The sequence below is a fragment of the Stenotrophomonas sp. YJH_SMC_94-11 genome (assembly GCF_059370435.1).
Genome location: NZ_JCAFTR010000007.1, coordinates 1 through 18,509, shown reverse-complemented (window position 1 = coordinate 18,509; position 18,509 = coordinate 1). Strand labels below are relative to the sequence as shown.

Genomic DNA, 18,509 nt, shown 5'->3' with positions numbered 1-18,509 from the left:
GAATCGTGATGTATTAGGTTCCGGCCCTGAGCGTATCGACCACGGCCGGTCATTGCAGCATACCCCGCCGTAGGGAAAACGCGAAGAGGGGTTCGCGGAGGCTGCAACGGTAGGTGCCGACCTTGGTCGGCACAGGATGGCGAGGGATCGCTGTAAGGCGTGCCCACCAAGGTGGGCACCTACCGGTTCGGGGTGGGGGTCTGCCGAAGGGCCGCTTGCGTCAGCCCTGCTTGCGTACCGGTGCGCCGTTGGCCTTGTAGTACGGCGCAGTGCTGCGGGCCAGCGGGGTGCGGCCACGGATCACATCGGCAAGCTTCTCGGCCATCATGATGGTCGGCGCATTGAGGTTGCCGGTCACCACCTGCGGCATGATCGAGGCATCGACGATGCGCAGGCCTTCCAGGCCGTGCACGCGACCCTGGCCATCGACCACCGCCATCGGGTCGTCGGCATGGCCCATCTTGTTCGAGCACGACGGGTGGTACGCGGTTTCGGCATGCTCGCGCACGAATGCATCGATCTGCGCGTCGGTCTGCAGTGCACTGCCCGGCGAGATCTCGCGACCGCTGTACGGGGCCAGCGCCGGCTGCGCGAAGATCTCGCGGGTGATGCGGATCGCCGCGCGGAATTCGCGCCAGTCCTGCTCGTGCGACATGTAGTTGAACAGGATGCTCGGATGTTCGCGCGGGTCCTTCGAGCGCACATGGATGCGGCCACGGCTGGGCGAGCGCATCGAGCCGACGTGCATCTGGAAGCTGTGCGCCTTGATCGGGTTGGAGCCGTTGTAGTTGATCGCCACCGGCAGGAAGTGGTACTGCAGGTTCGGCCAGTCGAACTCGGCGTCGCTGCGGATGAAGCCACCGGCCTCGAACTGGTTGCTGGCGCCGATGCCGGTGCCCAGGAACAGCCACTCGGCACCGATCGCCGGCTGGTTGTACAGCTTCAGCGCCGGCGCCAGCGACACCGGCTTCTTGCATTCGTACTGCAGGTACATCTCAAGGTGATCCTGCAGGTTGGCGCCGACGCCGGGCAGGTGGTGCACCAGGTCGATGTCCAGGCTGCGCAGCAGGTCGGCCGGGCCGACACCCGAGCGCTGCAGGATCTGCGGCGAGGCGATGGCGCCGCCGCACAGCAGCACTTCGCGGCGGGCGGTGGCGCGCTGCGGCTGGTCGTTGTGCAGCCACTGCACGCCCACCGCGCGCTTGCCCGAGAACAGGATGCGGTCGGTCAGCGCGTGGGTGACGATGGTCAGGTTCGGGCGTGGCTTGGCCAGGTCCAGGTAGCCGCGGGCGGTGCTGGAACGACGGCCGTTCGGGGTCACCGTGCGGTCCATCGGGCCGAAGCCTTCCTGCTGGTAGCCGTTGAGGTCGTCGGTGCGCGGGTAGCCGGCCTGCACGCCGGCTTCGACCATCGCAGCGAACAGTTCGTTGTTGCCGGCCTTCGGCGTGGTCACCCGCAGCGGGCCATCACCACCGTGGTAGTCGTTGGGGCCGATGTCGCGGGTTTCGGCCTTGCGGAAGTAGGGCAGGCAGTCCAGATAGGTCCAGTCTTCCAGGCCCGGCATGCTGGCCCAGTTGTCGTAGTCCATCGCGTTGCCGCGGATGTAGCACATGCCGTTGATCAGCGACGAGCCACCCAGGCCCTTGCCGCGGCCGCAGTCCATGCGGCGGTTGTTCATGAAGGGCTCCGGATCGGTCTTGTACGCCCAGTTGTAGCGCTTGCCCTGCAGCGGGAAGGCCAGTGCAGCCGGCATCTGGGTACGGAAGTCGAGCCGGTAGTCCGGGCCACCGGCTTCCAGCAGCAGCACGCTGACATCGGCATCTTCGGTGAGGCGGGTGGCCAGCACGTTGCCGGCTGAACCGGCGCCGATGATGATGTAGTCGTACTCGTTATGGGTGCTCATGGGTGTCTCCTGCAGGCCGGGGCGCGCTGCATGCAGGCGTCCCGGCGGAATGTCGGATCGGCGCGGTGGCCGGACGATGGGGCGTGCTCGGGGCGCGCCGGTCAGAACACGCTGGCGTAGTCGCCCAGCTCGACCTGCACCGACTTGATGCGGGTGTAGTGGCCGAGGGTGGAGATACCGTTCTCGCGGCCGACGCCGGATTCCTTGTAGCCACCGACCGGCATTTCGGCCGGCGATTCACCCCAGGTGTTGATCCAGCAGATGCCGGCTTCCAGGCGATGGATGATGCGGTGGGCGCGGCTGATGTCCTTGCTGACCACGCCGGCAGCGAGGCCGAAGGTGGTGTCGTTGGCACGACGCACCACTTCGTCTTCGTCGTCATAGGCGAGGATGCTCATCACCGGCCCGAAGATCTCTTCCTTGACGATGGTCATGTCATCGCGGCAGTCGGAGAACACGGTCGGCAGCACGTAGGCGCCCTGGGCCAGCGCACCTTCGGTGGCACGGCCGCCACCCGTCAGCAGGCGGGCACCTTCGGCCTTGCCGCTCTCGATGTAGCGCAGCACGTTTTCCATGTGCGGGAAGCTGGTCAACGGGCCGAAGTTGGTGTCGGCGGCCATCGGGTCGCCGATGCGGATGCGCTTGACGCGCTCGACGACGGCCACCTCGAATGCGGCCAGCATGCTGCGCGGCACGAACACGCGGGTGCCGTTGGTGCAGACCTGGCCGGAGCTGAAGAAGTTGGCCATCACCGCAATGTCGGCGGCGCGGTCCAGATCGGCGTCATCGCAGATCACCAGCGGTGACTTGCCGCCCAGCTCCATGGTCACTTCCTTCAGCGACGAGGACGCCGCGCTGGCCATGACCTTCTTGCCGGTGGCGACGCCACCGGTGAAGGAGATCTTCTCGATCACCGGGTGCTCGGTCAGCCACTGGCCGATCTCGCGGCCCGGGCCCTGCACGACGTTGAACACGCCGGCCGGCACGCCGGCTTCGGTGTAGATTTCGGCCAGCCGGATCGCGGTCAGCGGCGTCACTTCCGACGGCTTGAACACCATCGCGTTGCCGGCAGCCAGCGCCGGCGCCGACTTCCACATGGCGATCTGGATCGGGTAGTTCCATGCGCCGATGCCGGCGACCACGCCCAGCGGCTCGCGACGGGTGTAGAAGAAGCTCGATTCGCGCAGCGGCAACTGGATGCCTTCGATGGCGGTGGCCAGTCCCGCGTAGTACTCGACCACGTCGGCACCGGTGACGATGTCCACGGTGGTGGTCTCGGCCAGCGCCTTGCCGGTGTCCAGGGTTTCCAGGTGGGCCAGTTCGTCGTTGCGCTCGCGCAGGAGCTCGACGGCGCGGCGCAGGATGCGCGAGCGCTCCATGGCGGTCATCGCGGCCCACACCTTCTGGCCTTCGGCTGCGCTCTGCACGGCACGCTCGACGTCGGCCTGGCTGGCGACCTGCACCTCGGCGATCACCTCGCCGGTGGCCGGGTTGACGGTCTTGAAGGTCTTGCCGCTGGTGGCATCGACGCGCTGGCCGTGGATGTAGAGCTGTTGGACGGGCAGGGTGGTCATGGGGCGTACTCCTTGGAAGGGGGCGGGTGCTGGAGCGCTTATAGCGCGACAGCCTGCAACTGGAAGTCGATGTAGCCGTAAGCGATGCGCCGGGACTTCTCGGCGTTGAACTGGCCGCCGACCAGGCTGCCGCGCAGCCACAGGCCATCGATCATCGCGGCCAGGCCGCGGGCAGCCAGGCGGGCCTGCGGGTGGGGCAGCAGGCGGTTGAACTGGTGGCACAGGTTGGAGAACAGGCGCTGGTCGTTGGCGCGCTGCAGCCGGGCCAGTTCCGGCTGGTGCATGCTGGCGGCCCAGAAGGTGAGCCAGACGCGCATCGCGGTGCCGTTGATCTGGCTGTCGTCGAAGTTGCCATCGACGATGGCGCGCAGCTGCTCGCGCGGATCGTCGCCGGCGTCTGCGCGGTAGCGGGCGACGGCGTCCTTCAGTTCGCGCAGGATCTGCCGCATTGCAGCATTGAGCAGGCCGTCCTTGTCGCCGAAGTAGTGGGCGACGATGCCGCTGGACAACCCCGCCTTCTTCGCGATGGTGGCGACAGTGGCATCGGCCATGCCGATCTCGTCGATGGTCTGGAAAGTGGCCCGGATCAGCTGTTCGCGCCGTACCGGTTCCACGCCTTTCTTCGGCATTGTCTCTCCACGGTTTGCGACCCGAAGGATCGGGCTGCCCGCCATTATGCTTTTTATTGATTGAACGTTCAATCAATAAACCCTAGGATGCGCTCGCGCCCCACGCCATGGGCCCGGTTTACCGGTCCGGCCCCGCCCATGTGCTCCCTCGGACTTGATGAGACGACCCCATGTCTTCCCTGGCTCATCCCAAGCGTTCGCCCCTGCGCTTGAACCGTTTTGTCTTCCTCAGCTCCTCGGTGTCGATCGGCATCCTCGGGCTGCTCACCGTTCTCTATCCCGAAGGCAGCGAGCACTGGCTGCAATGGGCGCAGGCCGAAGTGTCGGCCGCGTTCGGCTGGTGGTACATGCTGCTGATCGTGCTGTGCCTGGGCTTCGTGCTGTGGCTGGCGTTCTCGCCGTACGGCCGCATCCGCCTGGGCCACAACGAGGAATCACCGGCCTTCGGCTATGTCGCCTGGGTTTCGATGCTGTTCTCGGCCGGCATCGGCATCGCGCTGCTGTACTACGGCGCCTACGAGCCGCTGGATCATTTCCTCAATCCACCCGGGCAACCCGGCGGCACCGTGGCCGCCGGCCGTGAAGCGATGGTGCTGACCTTCCTGCACTGGGGCCTGCATGGCTGGGCGCTGTATGCGCTGGTCGGCGTGGCACTGGGCTATTTCGCCTATCGCCGGGACCTGCCGCTGGCGCTGCGCTCTGCGTTGTACCCGGTCTTCGGTGAGCGCATCCACGGCCGCATCGGCGACATGGTCGATGGCTTCGGCATCCTGGCCACGCTGATCTCGATGGTGACCAACCTCGGCATCGGCGCGCTGGTGGTGCAGTCCGGCCTGGTCTACCTGTTCCACATCCCGGATACGCCGCAGGTGCTGGTGGTGATCGTGCTGGTGATGATGGTCGTGGCCACCATCGGCGTGGTGGCCGGCGTGGAAAAGGGCATTGCCTGGCTGTCCAACCTCAACGTGCGCCTGCTGTGTGGCCTGCTGCTGTTCGTGCTGGTCACCGGCCCGACCCTGCACCTGTTCGATGGCCTGATCCAGAACACCGGCGATTACCTCGGCGCGTTCGTGCGCAAGAGCTTCGACATGTACCTCAACGACCCCAAGGGCCGTGAGTGGATGGGTTCGTGGACGCTGTTCTACTGGGCGTGGTGGATCGCCTGGGCGCCGTTCGTCGGCCTTTTCGTGGCGCGCATCTCGCGTGGCCGCACCATCCGCGAAGTGATCATGGGCGTGCTGCTGATCCCGCTCGGCTTCACCCTGGCCTGGCTGTCGATCTTCGGCAATACCGCCATCGACCTGGTGCTCAACCACGGCCAGGCGATCCTGGGGGACGTAGCCCAGCATGATGCAGCGATGACCTTGTTCAAGCTGCTGGAATACCTGCCTGCGGCGCCGTACGTGGCCGGTGCTGCGGTGGTGATCGGCTTCGTGCTGTTCCTGACCCCGGTAGACTCGGGCACGCTGATGATCGCCAACCTGTGCACCCGTCGCGTTGACGATGGCGTGGAAGATGGCCATGACGCGCCGATCTGGCTGCGCGTGTTCTGGGCCGCCGGCATCACCGTGGCCAGCGTCGGCCTGCTGCTGGCCGGCAACTTCAGCGCGATGCAGACGGCGGTGGTGCTGTGCGGCCTGCCGTTCTCGTTCACCCTGGCGTTCTACATGTGGGGCCTGTTGAAGGCCCTGCGCACCGACCCGGACGCGCCGCGCCGCTGAGCGCTTCTGTAGAGCCGAGCCCCTGCTCGGCTGCTGTTGGCGCAGAACCCGCCGAGCGCAGGCTCGGCTCTACAGGGGGCATCGCAAACGCAAAGGGCCGGATCCGCAAGGATCCGGCCCTTTCCTCAATCGGGCGCAGCCGCGCCGTTACTTGCTGGCCAGCTGGCGCAGCACGTACTGCAGCAGGCCGCCATGACGGAAGTACTCGACTTCCTTCGGGGTCAGCAGCATCACCGACACCTCGAAGGTCTTCTTCGTGCCATCGGCCTTGGTGGCGGTAACCGTGGCGCGCTTGCTTGCACCATCCTGCAGGCCGGTGATGTCGATCACTTCCGAGCCGTCCAGGCCCAGCGTCTGTGCGTTCTCGCCGTTGCGGAACTGCAGCGGCAGCACGCCCATGCCGACCAGGTTGGAGCGGTGGATGCGCTCGAAGCTCTCGGCGATGACCGCCTTCACCCCCAGCAGCAGGGTGCCCTTGGCCGCCCAGTCACGCGACGATCCGGTGCCGTATTCCTTGCCGGCCAGCACCACCAGCGGCACCTTGTCGGCCTTGTACTTCATGGCCGCGTCGTAGATCGCCAGCTTTTCCGGCTGGCCACCACCGGCCGGGTAGTACAGGGTGTTGCCGCCTTCCTCGCCACCGAACATCAGGTTCTTGATGCGGATGTTGGCGAAGGTGCCGCGGACCATCACGTCATCGTTGCCGCGACGGCTGCCGTAGCTGTTGAAGTCGGCCGGCTGCACGCCGCGCTCCTGCAGGAAGCGGCCTGCCGGCGAGTCCTTCTTGATGTTGCCGGCCGGGGAAATGTGGTCGGTGGTGATCGAGTCGCCGAACAGGCCCATCACGCGTGCGCCGTGCACGTCGTCGATGCTGCCGGTCTGCATGGTCATGCCATCGAAGTAGGGCGGGTTCTTGATGTAGGTGGAGGCGTCGCTCCACTCGTACAGGTTGCCGTCCGGCGAGGCGATGGTGTTCCAGCGGGTGTCACCCTTGAACACATCGGCGTAGTTCTGCTTGAACATCTCCGGGCCAATGGTGGCGGCGATGACATCGCCGATTTCCTTGTTGCTTGGCCAGATGTCGCGCAGGAACACCGGCTGGCCATCGCTGCCGGTACCCAGCGGCTGGGTGGTCAGGTCGATGTCGGTGGTGCCGGCGATGGCATAGGCCACCACCAGCGGCGGGCTGGCCAGGTAGTTCATCTTCACTTCGGGGTGCACGCGGCCCTCGAAGTTGCGGTTGCCCGACAGCACCGAGGTCACCACCAGATCGCCAGCGGCGATGCCGGCGCTGACTTCGGTCGGCAGCGGGCCGGAGTTGCCGATGCAGGTGGTGCAGCCATAGCCGACCACGTAGAAGCCGATCTTCTCCAGCTCCTTCAGTACACCGGCCTTTTCAAGGTAATCGGTAACCACGCGCGAGCCCGGGCCGAGCGAGGTCTTCACCCACGGCTGGCGGTTCAGGCCCTTGGCGGCTGCGTTGCGGGCCAGCAGGCCGGCACCGATCATCACCGCCGGGTTGGAGGTGTTGGTGCACGAGGTGATGGCGGCGATGACCACTGCGCCATCCTTCAGCCGCACCTTGCGGCCTTCGATCTCGATGTCGGCAAAGCCCTTGGCCAGCTGCTCGTTGCCGACCGCGGCGCCGCCGCCTTCGTTGACGAAGGTGGCAACGTCCTCGCTGCGCTTGTCACGGTTGGCAGTCATGCCGACCAGCGCTTCGCGGTAGTTCTTCTGCACGTCTTCCAGCAGCACGCGGTCCTGCGGGCGCTTCGGGCCGGCCAGCGACGGCTTCACCGTGCCCATGTCCAGTTCCAGCGTGCTGCTGTACTGGGCGTGCGGGCTGCCGGGTTCGTGCCACAGGCCCTGCGCCTTGGCGTAGGCCTCGACCAGGCTGATCTGCTCTTCGCTGCGGCCCGACAGGCGCAGGTAGTTCAGCGATTCCGCGTCGATCGGGAAGATGCCGCAGGTGGCGCCGTACTCCGGGGCCATGTTGCCGATGGTGGCGCGGTCGGCCAGCGGCAGGTGCTGCAGGCCGTCACCGTAGAACTCGACGAACTTGCCCACCACGCCCAGCTTGCGCAGCATCTGGGTGACGGTCAGCACCAGGTCGGTGGCGGTGGCGCCCTCGGGCAGCTTGCCGGTCAGCTTGAAGCCGACCACCTGCGGGATCAGCATCGACGACGGCTGGCCGAGCATGGCGGCCTCCGCTTCGATGCCGCCCACGCCCCAGCCCAGCACGCCGATGCCATTGATCATGGTGGTGTGGCTGTCGGTGCCAAACACCGTATCCGGGTAGGCCACTGCCTTGCCGTCCTTGTCCGCGGTCATCACCACGCGGGCAAGGTTTTCCAGGTTCACCTGGTGGACGATACCGGTGTTGGGCGGCACCACCTTGAAGTTGTCGAAGGCCTTCTGGCCCCAGCGCAGGAAGCCGTAGCGTTCCTGGTTGCGCTGGAACTCGATCTTGCCGTTGAGGTCCAGCGCGTCGGGCTTGCCGAACACATCGACCTGCACCGAGTGGTCGATGACCAGTTCGGAGGGAATCTGCGGGTTGATCTGCTCCGGCTTGCCGCCGAGCTTGACCACCGCATCGCGCATCGCGGCCAGGTCGACCACGCAGGGCACGCCGGTGAAGTCCTGCAGGACCACGCGCGCCGGCATGAACGCGATCTCGGTGTCCGGCTCGGCCGCCGGGTTCCAGCGGGCCACGGCTTCGATGTGGTCCTTGCCGACGGTGATGCCGCCGTCCTCGTGCCGGAGCAGGTTCTCCAGCAGGATCTTCATCGAGTAGGGCAGGTGGGAGATATCGAAGCGCTGGCCCAGCGTGGGCAGGCTGAAGTAGTCGTAGGTCTTGCCACCGACATTCAGCTGGCTGCGGGTGGAGAACGAATCGCTCATGCGGGGTAACTCCTTCTTGCGGATGGCTTGCAGTGGCCCGCGCATGGGCAGGCCTGCTTGCGGTGGCCGGCAGTCCGTGCCGCCGGGCAGAAGGCCAGTATCGCCGATGCCGTCGGGGCCGCAGAACTGCGGGCTCAGAACGCAAGGTTATATATTCGTATGTAGTTTTCGTGTCATGGCGCCGCCGAACCTAGTGCGGGCTGACAGGCTCGAGGCAGTGCCGTGTGGCGCCGGGGACAGGTGGACGGCAGCATGTTGTGCTGCAGGCGCTGGGGGGCCGTGCTGAGCGATCTTCATCGTGGCGGTCGAGGTGTTCTTGACCGGGCACAGGGGGCGGCGCGCCGCCGACGGGCAGCGCGCCAGTCAGTGGCAATCAGCCACCCAGGAACGGATTGCCGGTCTTGGCTGGAGCCGCGCCCTTGGATTTCACCTTGAGTACGTTGTCCTTGCCGAACTCAAAGACGGTCGATTCCTGCACGTTCTTTCCGAAGTGCTTGATCTTGGCGTAGTCGTAGTACCAGACCTGGGTGTCGCCCAGCTGCTCACGACGCGTCGGCGCTCCAAACTTCTCGCGGATCTGGTCCTGGGTCGCCTTGCCTACCTCCAGCTCGTCCAATTGCTTCTGGGTGATCTCAGTGCCGGTGGTGTGGGCCGCGAACGGGTTGGCGTGGGCCGGGCCTGCGGCCAGGGCAAGGGGGGTGGCCAGAGCCAGGGTCAGGATGAATGCGCGCATTGAACGTCCTTTTATGACGGAGGGGTCGTGCGGTGCCGGAGCGTCCCGGCCCGGTACAGCGTGAGCTGCCCGGCCAGTCTAGCGGTCGAATGCGACTGATTCCGGTTCAAGGTCACAGTTCGCCCGATTTGAGGTGGTTACGTCAGGTATGTATAATTCATGCATACTTTTTGAGGCCTACCCATGGAAGCCACCGTTGCAGAACGCGGACAGATCACCCTGCCCAAGGCGGTGCGTGATGCCCTCGGCCTGACCAAGGGCACGCTGCTGAAGGTCGAGCTGGACGGCAGCCGCATCATCCTGCGCAAGAGTGTTGACGATGCCATTTCACGGGCGCGCGGCAAGTTCGCGCTGGACGGCTTCGAGTCATCCGACGCGGCCGTGCGCGCGGTGCGTGACGAGGAGTAAGCCGTGATGATCGCCGTCGATTCGCCGGTGCTGGTCGAGCTGCTCAGCAATGGCCCGCAGGCCGATGCCGTGGAAGCCATCCTCCGGCAGAGCCTGGTCGGTGGCCGCGTGGTGGTCTGTGGCGCAACCCTCGCCGAAGTGTGCGCATCGCTGCGCGGTGGTGCCGAGGTGCTCGAAGCGCTGGAAGAGATGGGCGTGCACTTCAACCCGATGGAAGCCAAGTCGGCGCTGCGCGCTGGCGAGATGCACCGCCGTCACCGCCAGCGCGGCGGTAGCCGTCGCAGCCTGGACGAATTCATGGTCGGCGCCCACGCACTGCTGCAGTGCGACGGCCTGATCACCTGGAACGACACGTTTTACCGCGACTACTTCAAGGGCCTGAAGCTGATCGTGCCGCACGCCTGAGCCCACTTTTGATTTTTCAACCTACGCATTACCCGGGAGTTGTCATGTTGGAAGCCTACCGCCACCACGTCGCCGAGCGCGCTGCGCTTGGCATCCCGCCGCTGCCGCTGAGCGCGCAGCAGACGGCCGATGTCATCGAACTGCTGAAGAACCCGCCGCAGGGCGAGGCCGAGTTCCTGCTCGACCTGCTGACCCACCGCGTGCCGGCCGGCGTCGATGACGCGGCCAAGGTCAAGGCCTCGTACCTGGCGGCGATCGCGCTGGGCAGCGAGCAGAACCCGCTGATCAGCCGCGAGCGCGCCACCGAACTGCTGGGCACCATGCTCGGCGGCTACAACGTTGCACCGCTGGTGCAGCTGCTGGACGACGCCAGCGTCGGCACCATCGCCGCCAACGGCCTGAAGAAGACCCTGCTGGTGTTCGATGCGTTCCATGACGTGCAGGAGAAGGCCAAGGCCGGCAACGCCAACGCCCAGGCCGTGCTGCAGAGCTGGGCCGATGCCGAGTGGTTCACCAGCAACCCGGAAGTGCCGCAGAGCCTGACCGTCACCGTGTTCAAGGTGCCGGGCGAAACCAACACCGATGACCTGTCGCCAGCACCGGACGCGACCACCCGCCCGGACATTCCGATGCACGCGCTGGCGATGCTGAAGAACAAGCGCGACGACGCGCCGTTCACCCCGGAAGAAGACGGCAAGCGCGGCCCGATCCGGCAGATCCTGTCGCTGAAGGACAAGGGCCACCTGGTCGCCTACGTCGGCGACGTGGTCGGCACCGGCTCCTCGCGCAAGTCGGCCACCAACAGCGTGCTGTGGTGGACCGGCGATGACATTCCGTACATCCCGAACAAGCGCGCTGGCGGCGTGTGCCTGGGCGGCAAGATCGCCCCGATCTTCTACAACACCATGGAAGATGCCGGTGCGCTGCCGATCGAGCTGGACGTGTCGAAGATGGAGCACGGCGATGTCATCGAGCTGCGTCCGTACGAAGGCAAGGCGCTGAAGAACGGCGAAGTGATCGCCGAGTTCCAGGTCAAGTCCGACGTGCTGTTCGACGAAGTGCGTGCCGGCGGCCGCATCCCGCTGATCATCGGCCGTGGTCTGACCGGCAAGGCGCGCGAAGCGCTGGGCCTGGCCCCGACCGACCTGTTCCGCCTGCCGGTGCAGCCGGCCGATACCGGCAAGGGCTTCTCGCTGGCGCAGAAGATGGTTGGCCGCGCCTGTGGCCTGCCGGAAGGCCAGGGCATGCGCCCGGGCACCTACTGCGAACCGAAGATGACCTCGGTCGGCTCGCAGGACACCACCGGCCCGATGACCCGTGACGAGCTGAAGGACCTGGCCTGCCTGGGCTTCTCGGCCGACCTGGTGATGCAGTCGTTCTGCCACACCGCCGCTTACCCGAAGCCGGTGGACGTGAAGACGCACCACACTCTGCCGGAGTTCATCTCCACCCGTGGCGGCGTTTCCCTGCGCCCGGGCGACGGCGTGATCCACAGCTGGCTCAACCGCATGCTGCTGCCGGACACGGTCGGCACCGGCGGTGACTCGCACACCCGTTTCCCGGTGGGTATTTCGTTCCCGGCCGGCTCGGGCCTGGTCGCCTTCGCCGCTGCCACCGGCGTGATGCCGCTGGACATGCCGGAGTCGGTGCTGGTGCGCTTCAAGGGCAAGATGCAGCCGGGCGTGACCCTGCGTGACCTGGTCAACGCGATCCCGTTGTACGCGATCAAGTCGGGCCTGCTGACCGTGGCCAAGGCGGGCAAGAAGAACATCTTCTCCGGCCGTATCCTGGAGATCGAAGGCCTGCCGGAGCTGAAGGTCGAACAGGCGTTCGAACTGTCCGACGCCTCGGCCGAGCGTTCGGCGGCAGGTTGCTCGGTGCGCCTGAACAAGGAGCCGATCATCGAGTACCTGACCAGCAACATCACCCTGCTGAAGTGGATGATTGCCGAGGGTTACCAGGATCCGCGCTCGCTGCAGCGCCGTATCGAGAAGATGGAAGCGTGGCTGGCCAACCCGCAGCTGCTGGAGCCGGATGCCGACGCCGAATACGCTGCCGTCATCGAGATCGACCTGGCCGATATCCACGAGCCGATCGTGGCCTGCCCGAACGACCCGGACGACGTGAAGACCCTGTCCGAAGTCGCTGGCGCCAAGATCGACGAAGTGTTCATCGGCTCGTGCATGACCAACATCGGTCACTTCCGTGCGGCGGCGAAGCTGCTGGAAGGCAAGCGTGATATTCCCACCCGCCTGTGGGTGGCCCCGCCGACCAAGATGGACGCTTCGGAGCTGACCAAGGAAGGCGTGTACGGCACCTTCGGCAGCGCGGGTGCGCGCATGGAAATGCCGGGCTGCTCGCTGTGCATGGGCAACCAGGCGCAGATCCGCGAAGGCTCCACCGCGATGTCGACCTCGACCCGCAACTTCCCGAACCGTCTGGGCCGCAACACCAACGTGTACCTGGGTTCGGCGGAACTGGCGGCGATCTGCTCGCGCCTTGGCCGCATCCCGACCAAGGAGGAGTACATGGCGGACATCGGCGTGATCAACGCCAATGGTGCGGAGATCTACCGCTACATGAACTTCGACCAGATCGAGGAATACCAGGACGTGGCCAGCACGGTCGCTGCCTGATGCGGTAACGAAAAACCCCCGGCTCGCGCCGGGGGTTTTTTTGTGAGCGGACGGCCCACGCTAGTGCCGGCCGCTGGTAGGCAACCCGTTGAAACGAAGAAACGCAGGTGAAAGCCGGGTTTTTCATTGTGCCCGGCCAGGTGGCCTAGCCCATCCGCCTCGCGGTGAGGGCCTGCTCGTGGGCGAGGTCCTGCTGGGCGACCTGTTGTGCCTGCGAAATCTGCTCGGCCTTGGCGAGCGACTGTTCTACGGGCGTATTGACGGCCTCACTGATTGGAACCGACGCCCGCAGGTGTGCTGGATTGTCGAGCGCTCCCTGCACAACGAACATGCGAGAGGCTGGGCCATCGCTGGGTGAATTGCCCAGTACAACGTGATCGACGCGTTCCAGGCCGCTGCCCTTGGCCGCCGCAAGCAGGCCGGCCGTCACGCGCTCACTGGTTTCATCGAAGCTGCGCCCGTGCCTGGCATCCACGGCGGATACACCCTCGCGAATCTGCCGGTAGAGCGCATGGTCTGGATGGCCTTCCTTCCTGGGATCCAGGCCTGCCCTGTCCAAGGTTGATTCAATGCTCTCCTGCAAAGGGGTCCTGGGAGAGAAAGCGGGATTGCTGAGAGAGGGCGAGCCCTTGTCGGTTGCATCCTGGATCAGTTTATCGCCAGGCCTGAGCGCATTGCGGGCCCGCTGCTCGGCTTCAGCTTCGTGGCGGGCGTATGCACCGGCTTCCTCGACACCGCGCAGGAAATTGATACCGTCGCGCAGCAGACCGGGCCCGCCGCCGACAAGCACGGTCGCACCCGCACGTAGTTGATGAACATCACTGCGGTAGTCGGCAATCCGGCGCAGGTCCTCAGGATCCGTAACGCGCGCCTGTGGATTGTCCAGTACAGATTGCACCGGGCCCTTATCGGTCATGCGATCAAGGAAATGAACCACTCGATGGGAGTCGCCCAACTGGACCGCCACCGCGGCGGACATGACATGGCCGCTCTTCATCCCGGGTGTTCCGATCGAGGCGATGCGCTGGCCGTGCTCGGCGTTGCGCAGGATCTCCAGTTCCCTGGGCAGCGCATACATCTCGACCTTGCCGTAATGGGGACCGCCGGCACTGACCAGGTCGCCTGCCATCACATGGTTGGTGAAGGGTGCCGCGCTGGCTGGCTGGCCTTCAGGAAGGCGATATGCCAGCCCGGCGGCACCGTAGGGATTGAACGCGTCGCCGGGGAGGTTGTAGTGGTGTGCGGTGATCTGTGCGAGCGCGCCGCCCAGGGAGTGGCCGGTGACGTGTACTGGCCCGGCTCCCCTTTCTTCGGCCAGCCTGAGGGCTTGCTTTGTCAGCGCCAGCGCGTCAGTCAGTTGCGCGTTGACTCTGGCGGTGACCATCGCGGCGTCGATGCCGCCATCAAGCATGGGCTGACGATCAAACTCGGTACCGCGATGGGCGACGATGACTTCCTTTGTATTGATGTTGAGGTAGACAATGCCCTGATATCCGCTCCCAGAGTCACGACAAGCGAGGACCTCATACTTTGTTCCGCCGACGGTGATGTCGGAACTGACGGGCGGAAGCGGGTCCTTATAGACATTGTCCGAAAGCGCCGCGCTTTCTCTAGGATTCATTGCGATGCTCCTTCAATCCGTGTGGAGACTTCGATTGGAAAGTACTCCTCGCGCTTCTCTGGGGGCATCTTTTCGTACCAACTTGAAGGCTCGGTTGGCGTCCGCTCTGTCGACTGTCCTGTGGTCAAGGGCGGCAATGCGCGCTTTACGTAAGCAGTGAAGGTTCTCCCGCCCTCAATTTCCTTGAACAGTGCTGCGACGGACGCTCGAATTGGGCGACCATCAATGATGAAGGCGAATGAAGCTTCCACGAGCACGGGTGTCCAAGTGCACGGGCCACGACCGTAATAGTCGGCAACTTCCATACCGTCGTTGAAAACAGCACTGCTGAATTCAGTTGCACTGAGGCGCTGTGCCTGAACCTCAACCTTGTGCTGGTTCGGCTCGTACTGCACCCCCTCCCAATTGTTGACCGGAGGCAGACAGAGTGGGTCTATCTCATACGTGACGAAGACCGAAGGAACGGGAACATCCACGGGTGCATCGTGGACCCGAATCACAATCGGCAGCGCATCCCTTGGCGCAGGATTCTCGCGATAGACCGGGAACGAGCGTTCCTTGTTGCAGCCTGCGACAACCAGTGTGATCAAGGCGATCAACGCAACATGAGCAAGGCTGGGGACGGATTTCAGCATGAGCGGTCCATGTCGCTGCAGGATTGTCCTTGATCCTTGGAACATGCGGTCTCATCGCGAACGACGGCGCCACATCCGGGCAAATGCGACAGGTTGCGCAGTGGGTATTGTCCGTTACCCGGACTTCCCACCCTGTGTACCCGAGCAGCGCGGCCTTGCGGGGTAACGTTCATCGGCGTTCCATTGCGGTGCGATACCTGACTATACGACCCGCTCCAGCCGCGCTCCAAGTCGGTGTCCTGCGGGCCTCCCGTTTGGCGCGCATGGCTTGCGGCAGGATCAAACCTCGATCAGCGCCGTTGAAACATGTCGAAAGTGCTGGCGGCGGATCGGCAATGGAGCCTGACGTCTCTTGCAGGTGTCCAGCAGGGAGCGGAGCCGAGCGTGGGCTCGGCTCTACAGGGGCCTGTCAGCCGCGGGCGAGGGCGAGCAACCGCTCGGCGATCCGCTCCAGTGGCACCTGTTCCTCGGCAGCGCCCAGCTTGAACGCGGCACCGGGCATGCCCCAGACCACGCTGGTCGCTTCGTCCTGCACCAGCGTTGGGGCGCCGGCCTGGCGCATTTCCAGCAGGCCGCGCGCGCCGTCGTCACCCATGCCGGTGAGGATGGCACCGATGGCATTGCCACCGGCGCTCTGCGCGACCGAGCGGAACAGCACGTCCACCGCGGGCTTGTGCCGGTTCACTGCCGGGCCGTCGTCGACGCGGCAGCGCCAGCGCGCACCGTCGCGGATGATGCGCAGGTGCTTGCCGCCGGGCGGGAGGTAGGCGTGGCCGGGCAGCACCGCTTCGCCGTCGCTGGCCTCGCGCACGGCCATTGCCGAGTGTCGGTCCAGGCGTTCGGCAAAGGCGCTGCTGAAGCTGGCCGGCAGGTGCTGGGTCATCACCACGGCGGGTGCATCGGCAGGCATGCCTTCCAGCACCACGCGCAGCGCTTCGGTGCCACCGGCTGACGAGCCGATCGCGATCAGGCGGTCGGTGGTACGGAACTGCGGCGAGGCAGCACGCGTCGCCGGCGCTGCGTCCAGCGTGAGCTTGGGGGCGCTGGCACGCACAAGCGGACGCACGCGCGAGCGCGCCGCCATCTTGACCTTGGCGATGATCTCCTCGGCATAGCCCTGCAGGCCGCGGGCCACGTCCAGCTTGGGCTTGGAGACGAAATCCACGGCGCCCAGCGCCAGTGCCTGCAGGGTGGTGTCGGCGCCTCGCTCGGTCAGCGAAGAAATCATCACCACCGGCAGCGGATGCAGGCGCATCAGGTTTTCCAGGAACGCCAGCCCGTCCATGCGCGGCATTTCCACGTCCAGGGTGATCACGTCCGGGAGCAGGCGCTTGATCTTCTCGCGTGCCAACAGCGGGTCAGCCGCGGTGCCGACCACGTCGATGGCCGGGTCGCTGGACAGGATTTCCGTGAGCATCTGCCGCACGACGGCGGAGTCGTCGACGATCAGGACCCGGCAGGGGGCGTTGCCGGTGAAGGTCATTCGAACAGCTCCACGCCACCGGTGACCGGCGCCTTGGACAGGCGCGCACGCACCGCCGATTCGGCGGCGGCCACCTCGGCCTCATGCGCATGCGGCAGGCGCTGCACCACCACGCGGCCGGTATCGGCGAAGAACCAGATCTTGCGCGGATGGATGCCGCACAGGTCCTCGGCAATGATCGGAATGTGCTCGGCCTGAAGGTACTGGCGGACAAACTCGGCGTTGCGGGTGCCAACCGGGTTGCTGGTGAAGCCCTTCAGCACGTTGGCGCCACCGAACACCTTGGCCTCGATGCGCTTGCGGTGGGCACCACGCTTGAGCATGTCGTTGATCAGCAGTTCCATCGCGTAGCTGCCGTAGCGCGCGGGCGCGCCGTCACCGGCGTTGCCCTCGGGCAGCAGGAAGTGGTTCATGCCGCCGATCTTCAGCACCGGGTCGCGCAGGCAGGCGGCTACGCACGAGCCCAGCGTGGTGGTCAGCGCGGTGGTGTCATCGACCACCAGGTACTGGGTGGGCAGCAGCTTGGCGGCGATGGTCTGGAAACGCGCATCCTGGTAGCGCATCACATCGTCGGTACGCAGCGAAGCATTCATGCGCCGGCCTTCGCCGCACGGCGGTACAGGGTGCGGCCGCAGGGCTGGATCAGGTCGGCGGCGTGCAGATAGTTCTCCGAATGGCCGGTGTAGAGCAGACCGTCATCGGCCAGGTGCTGCACCAGGCGGCCGAGGATCACGCGCTGGGTCGGCTTGTCAAAGTAGATCATCACGTTGCGGCAGAACAGTGCGTCGAACGGGCCACCGACGTCGTAGCGCGGGGCGAGCAGGTTCAACGGGCGGAATTCGATCAGCTCGCGCAGCGCAGGCAGCACGCGGCACTGGCCCTCGTTGGGGCCGCTGCCACGCTGGAAGTAGCGGCGGCGCAGGTCCGGATCGAGGCTGGCGACGCGATCGATGTTGTAGACGCCACGGCCGGCGGTGGCCAGCACCTGGGTGTCGACGTCAGTGGCGATGATGCGTACCGGCGGCTTCAGGGTGCCAAAGGCCTCGCACGCGGTGATCGCCATCGAATAGGGCTCTTCGCCGGTGGACGCCGCGCACGACCACAGCAGCAACGGCGTGCGGCTGGAGCGCTGCTGCAGTTCTTCGCGCAGCTTGTCGAAGTGGTGCGGTTCGCGGAAGAACGAGGTCAGATTGGTGGTCAGGGCGTTGGTGAACGCCTGCCACTCGTCACCATCTTCCTGCTCCAGATGGTCCAGGTACTGCTGGAAGCTGCGCATGCCCAGCGTGCGCAGGCGGCGCGACAGGCGGCCATAGACCATGTCGCGCTTTGCCGGCGCAAGCGCAATGCCCACGCGCTGGTAGATCAGGTCGCAGACGCGACGGAAATCACGGTCGGCGAACTCGAATTCGCGTGGGCCGGTAACGATGGGAGTAGGACTTTGCACGGGGGACGTGTCCATCGGCGGGGGCAGCGGCCGAAGCCGCTACGGGTGGGTCTCAGAATTCCTGCCAGTCGCTGTCGCTGGCGACGAAGGTGCCGGCGTTGCTGCTACGACGTGGCGATATCGGTGCAGGTGCTGCCGCGCGGCTTGGCTGCGGAGGTGCCACGGTGGTGACTCTCGCCGGCTCGACCCGCGCGGCAACGGCCTGCATCGCGGCCGAGACCTGGTTGTCGAGCCGGAAGATCGCCACGGCATCTGCAAGCTGTGCGGCCTGATCTTCCATCGCACGTGCGGCAGCGGTGGCTTCCTCCACCAGCGCGGCATTCTGCTGGGTGGTTTCGTCCATCTGCACCACGGTCTGGTTGACCTGCTCGATGCCGGCCGACTGTTCCTGCGAGGCGGCGGAGATCTCGGCCATG

Annotated in this window: 14 protein-coding genes and 1 pseudogene; 4 read left to right on the top strand and 11 right to left on the bottom strand. The window is 65.7% G+C overall.

The features are described 5' to 3' along the window. Positions 1-220: 220 nt before the first annotated feature. From betA to betI, 3 genes are all read right to left on the bottom strand, one after another. Positions 221-1,903, bottom strand: coding sequence for a choline dehydrogenase (betA, locus tag AC5P74_RS13145; RefSeq protein ID WP_005416392.1), 1,683 nt, complete (start codon positions 1,901-1,903; stop codon positions 221-223). A gap of 101 nt (positions 1,904-2,004) precedes the next feature. Continuing rightward, positions 2,005-3,477, bottom strand: a complete 1,473-nt coding sequence (betB, locus tag AC5P74_RS13140) for a betaine-aldehyde dehydrogenase (RefSeq protein WP_005416393.1) — start codon at positions 3,475-3,477, stop codon at positions 2,005-2,007. A 38-nt stretch (positions 3,478-3,515) separates the two neighbouring features. After that, positions 3,516-4,106: a transcriptional regulator BetI gene (gene betI / locus AC5P74_RS13135; RefSeq protein WP_005416394.1), complete on the bottom strand. Its 591-nt coding sequence runs from the start codon at positions 4,104-4,106 to the stop codon at positions 3,516-3,518. A gap of 170 nt (positions 4,107-4,276) precedes the next feature. Between betI and AC5P74_RS13130 the strand changes: the two genes are divergently transcribed. Further along, positions 4,277-5,827, top strand: coding sequence for a BCCT family transporter (locus AC5P74_RS13130; RefSeq protein WP_005416395.1), 1,551 nt, complete (start codon positions 4,277-4,279; stop codon positions 5,825-5,827). A 147-nt stretch (positions 5,828-5,974) separates the two neighbouring features. Here the strand turns inward: AC5P74_RS13130 and acnA are convergent, their stop codons facing one another. Together acnA and bamE are read right to left on the bottom strand one after the other, a co-directional pair. Further along, positions 5,975-8,728, bottom strand: a complete 2,754-nt coding sequence (gene acnA / locus AC5P74_RS13125) for an aconitate hydratase AcnA (RefSeq protein WP_346607966.1) — start codon at positions 8,726-8,728, stop codon at positions 5,975-5,977. Positions 8,729-9,101: 373 nt separating this feature from the next. Further along, positions 9,102-9,461: an outer membrane protein assembly factor BamE domain-containing protein gene (gene bamE / locus AC5P74_RS13120; RefSeq protein ID WP_346607967.1), complete on the bottom strand. Its 360-nt coding sequence runs from the start codon at positions 9,459-9,461 to the stop codon at positions 9,102-9,104. Between the two features lie 183 nt (positions 9,462-9,644). On the opposite strand from bamE, the gene AC5P74_RS13115 reads away from it, so the two are divergent. The 3 genes from AC5P74_RS13115 to acnB are packed head-to-tail and all read left to right on the top strand — an operon-like array spanning position 9,645 to position 12,910. Beyond that, positions 9,645-9,869, top strand: coding sequence for an AbrB/MazE/SpoVT family DNA-binding domain-containing protein (locus tag AC5P74_RS13115; RefSeq protein WP_005409505.1), 225 nt, complete (start codon positions 9,645-9,647; stop codon positions 9,867-9,869). A gap of 6 nt (positions 9,870-9,875) precedes the next feature. Beyond that, positions 9,876-10,274: a type II toxin-antitoxin system VapC family toxin gene (locus tag AC5P74_RS13110; RefSeq protein WP_005416402.1), complete on the top strand. Its 399-nt coding sequence runs from the start codon at positions 9,876-9,878 to the stop codon at positions 10,272-10,274. A 44-nt stretch (positions 10,275-10,318) separates the two neighbouring features. Then, a complete protein-coding gene (acnB, locus tag AC5P74_RS13105) occupies positions 10,319-12,910 on the top strand; it encodes a bifunctional aconitate hydratase 2/2-methylisocitrate dehydratase (protein ID WP_495204969.1) in 2,592 nt (863 codons plus the stop codon). Between the two features lie 145 nt (positions 12,911-13,055). Here the strand turns inward: acnB and AC5P74_RS13100 are convergent, their stop codons facing one another. The 6 genes and pseudogenes from AC5P74_RS13100 to AC5P74_RS13075 all read right to left on the bottom strand — a co-directional run. Next, positions 13,056-14,531 (bottom strand): XVIPCD domain-containing protein, encoded by a 1,476-nt coding sequence (locus AC5P74_RS13100; protein WP_343648366.1) that lies wholly within the window; start codon positions 14,529-14,531, stop codon positions 13,056-13,058. Beyond that, positions 14,528-15,166, bottom strand: coding sequence for a hypothetical protein (locus AC5P74_RS13095; protein ID WP_065184922.1), 639 nt, complete (start codon positions 15,164-15,166; stop codon positions 14,528-14,530). Before AC5P74_RS13095 ends, AC5P74_RS13100 begins: the two co-directional genes overlap by 4 nt. Positions 15,167-15,575: 409 nt before the next feature. After that, complete coding sequence (locus AC5P74_RS13090; RefSeq protein WP_005416406.1) at positions 15,576-16,649, bottom strand: protein-glutamate methylesterase/protein-glutamine glutaminase; 1,074 nt, start codon at positions 16,647-16,649, stop codon at positions 15,576-15,578. After that, on the bottom strand, positions 16,646-17,242 hold the full coding sequence (cheD, locus tag AC5P74_RS13085) for a chemoreceptor glutamine deamidase CheD (RefSeq protein WP_053499420.1): 597 nt from the start codon (positions 17,240-17,242) through the stop codon (positions 16,646-16,648). Before cheD ends, AC5P74_RS13090 begins: the two co-directional genes overlap by 4 nt. Next, positions 17,239-18,108, bottom strand: coding sequence for a CheR family methyltransferase (locus tag AC5P74_RS13080; RefSeq protein ID WP_495204968.1), 870 nt, complete (start codon positions 18,106-18,108; stop codon positions 17,239-17,241). Before AC5P74_RS13080 ends, cheD begins: the two co-directional genes overlap by 4 nt. Positions 18,109-18,145: 37 nt before the next feature. Beyond that, positions 18,146-18,509: pseudogene (locus AC5P74_RS13075) on the bottom strand (methyl-accepting chemotaxis protein); the annotation flags it as partial.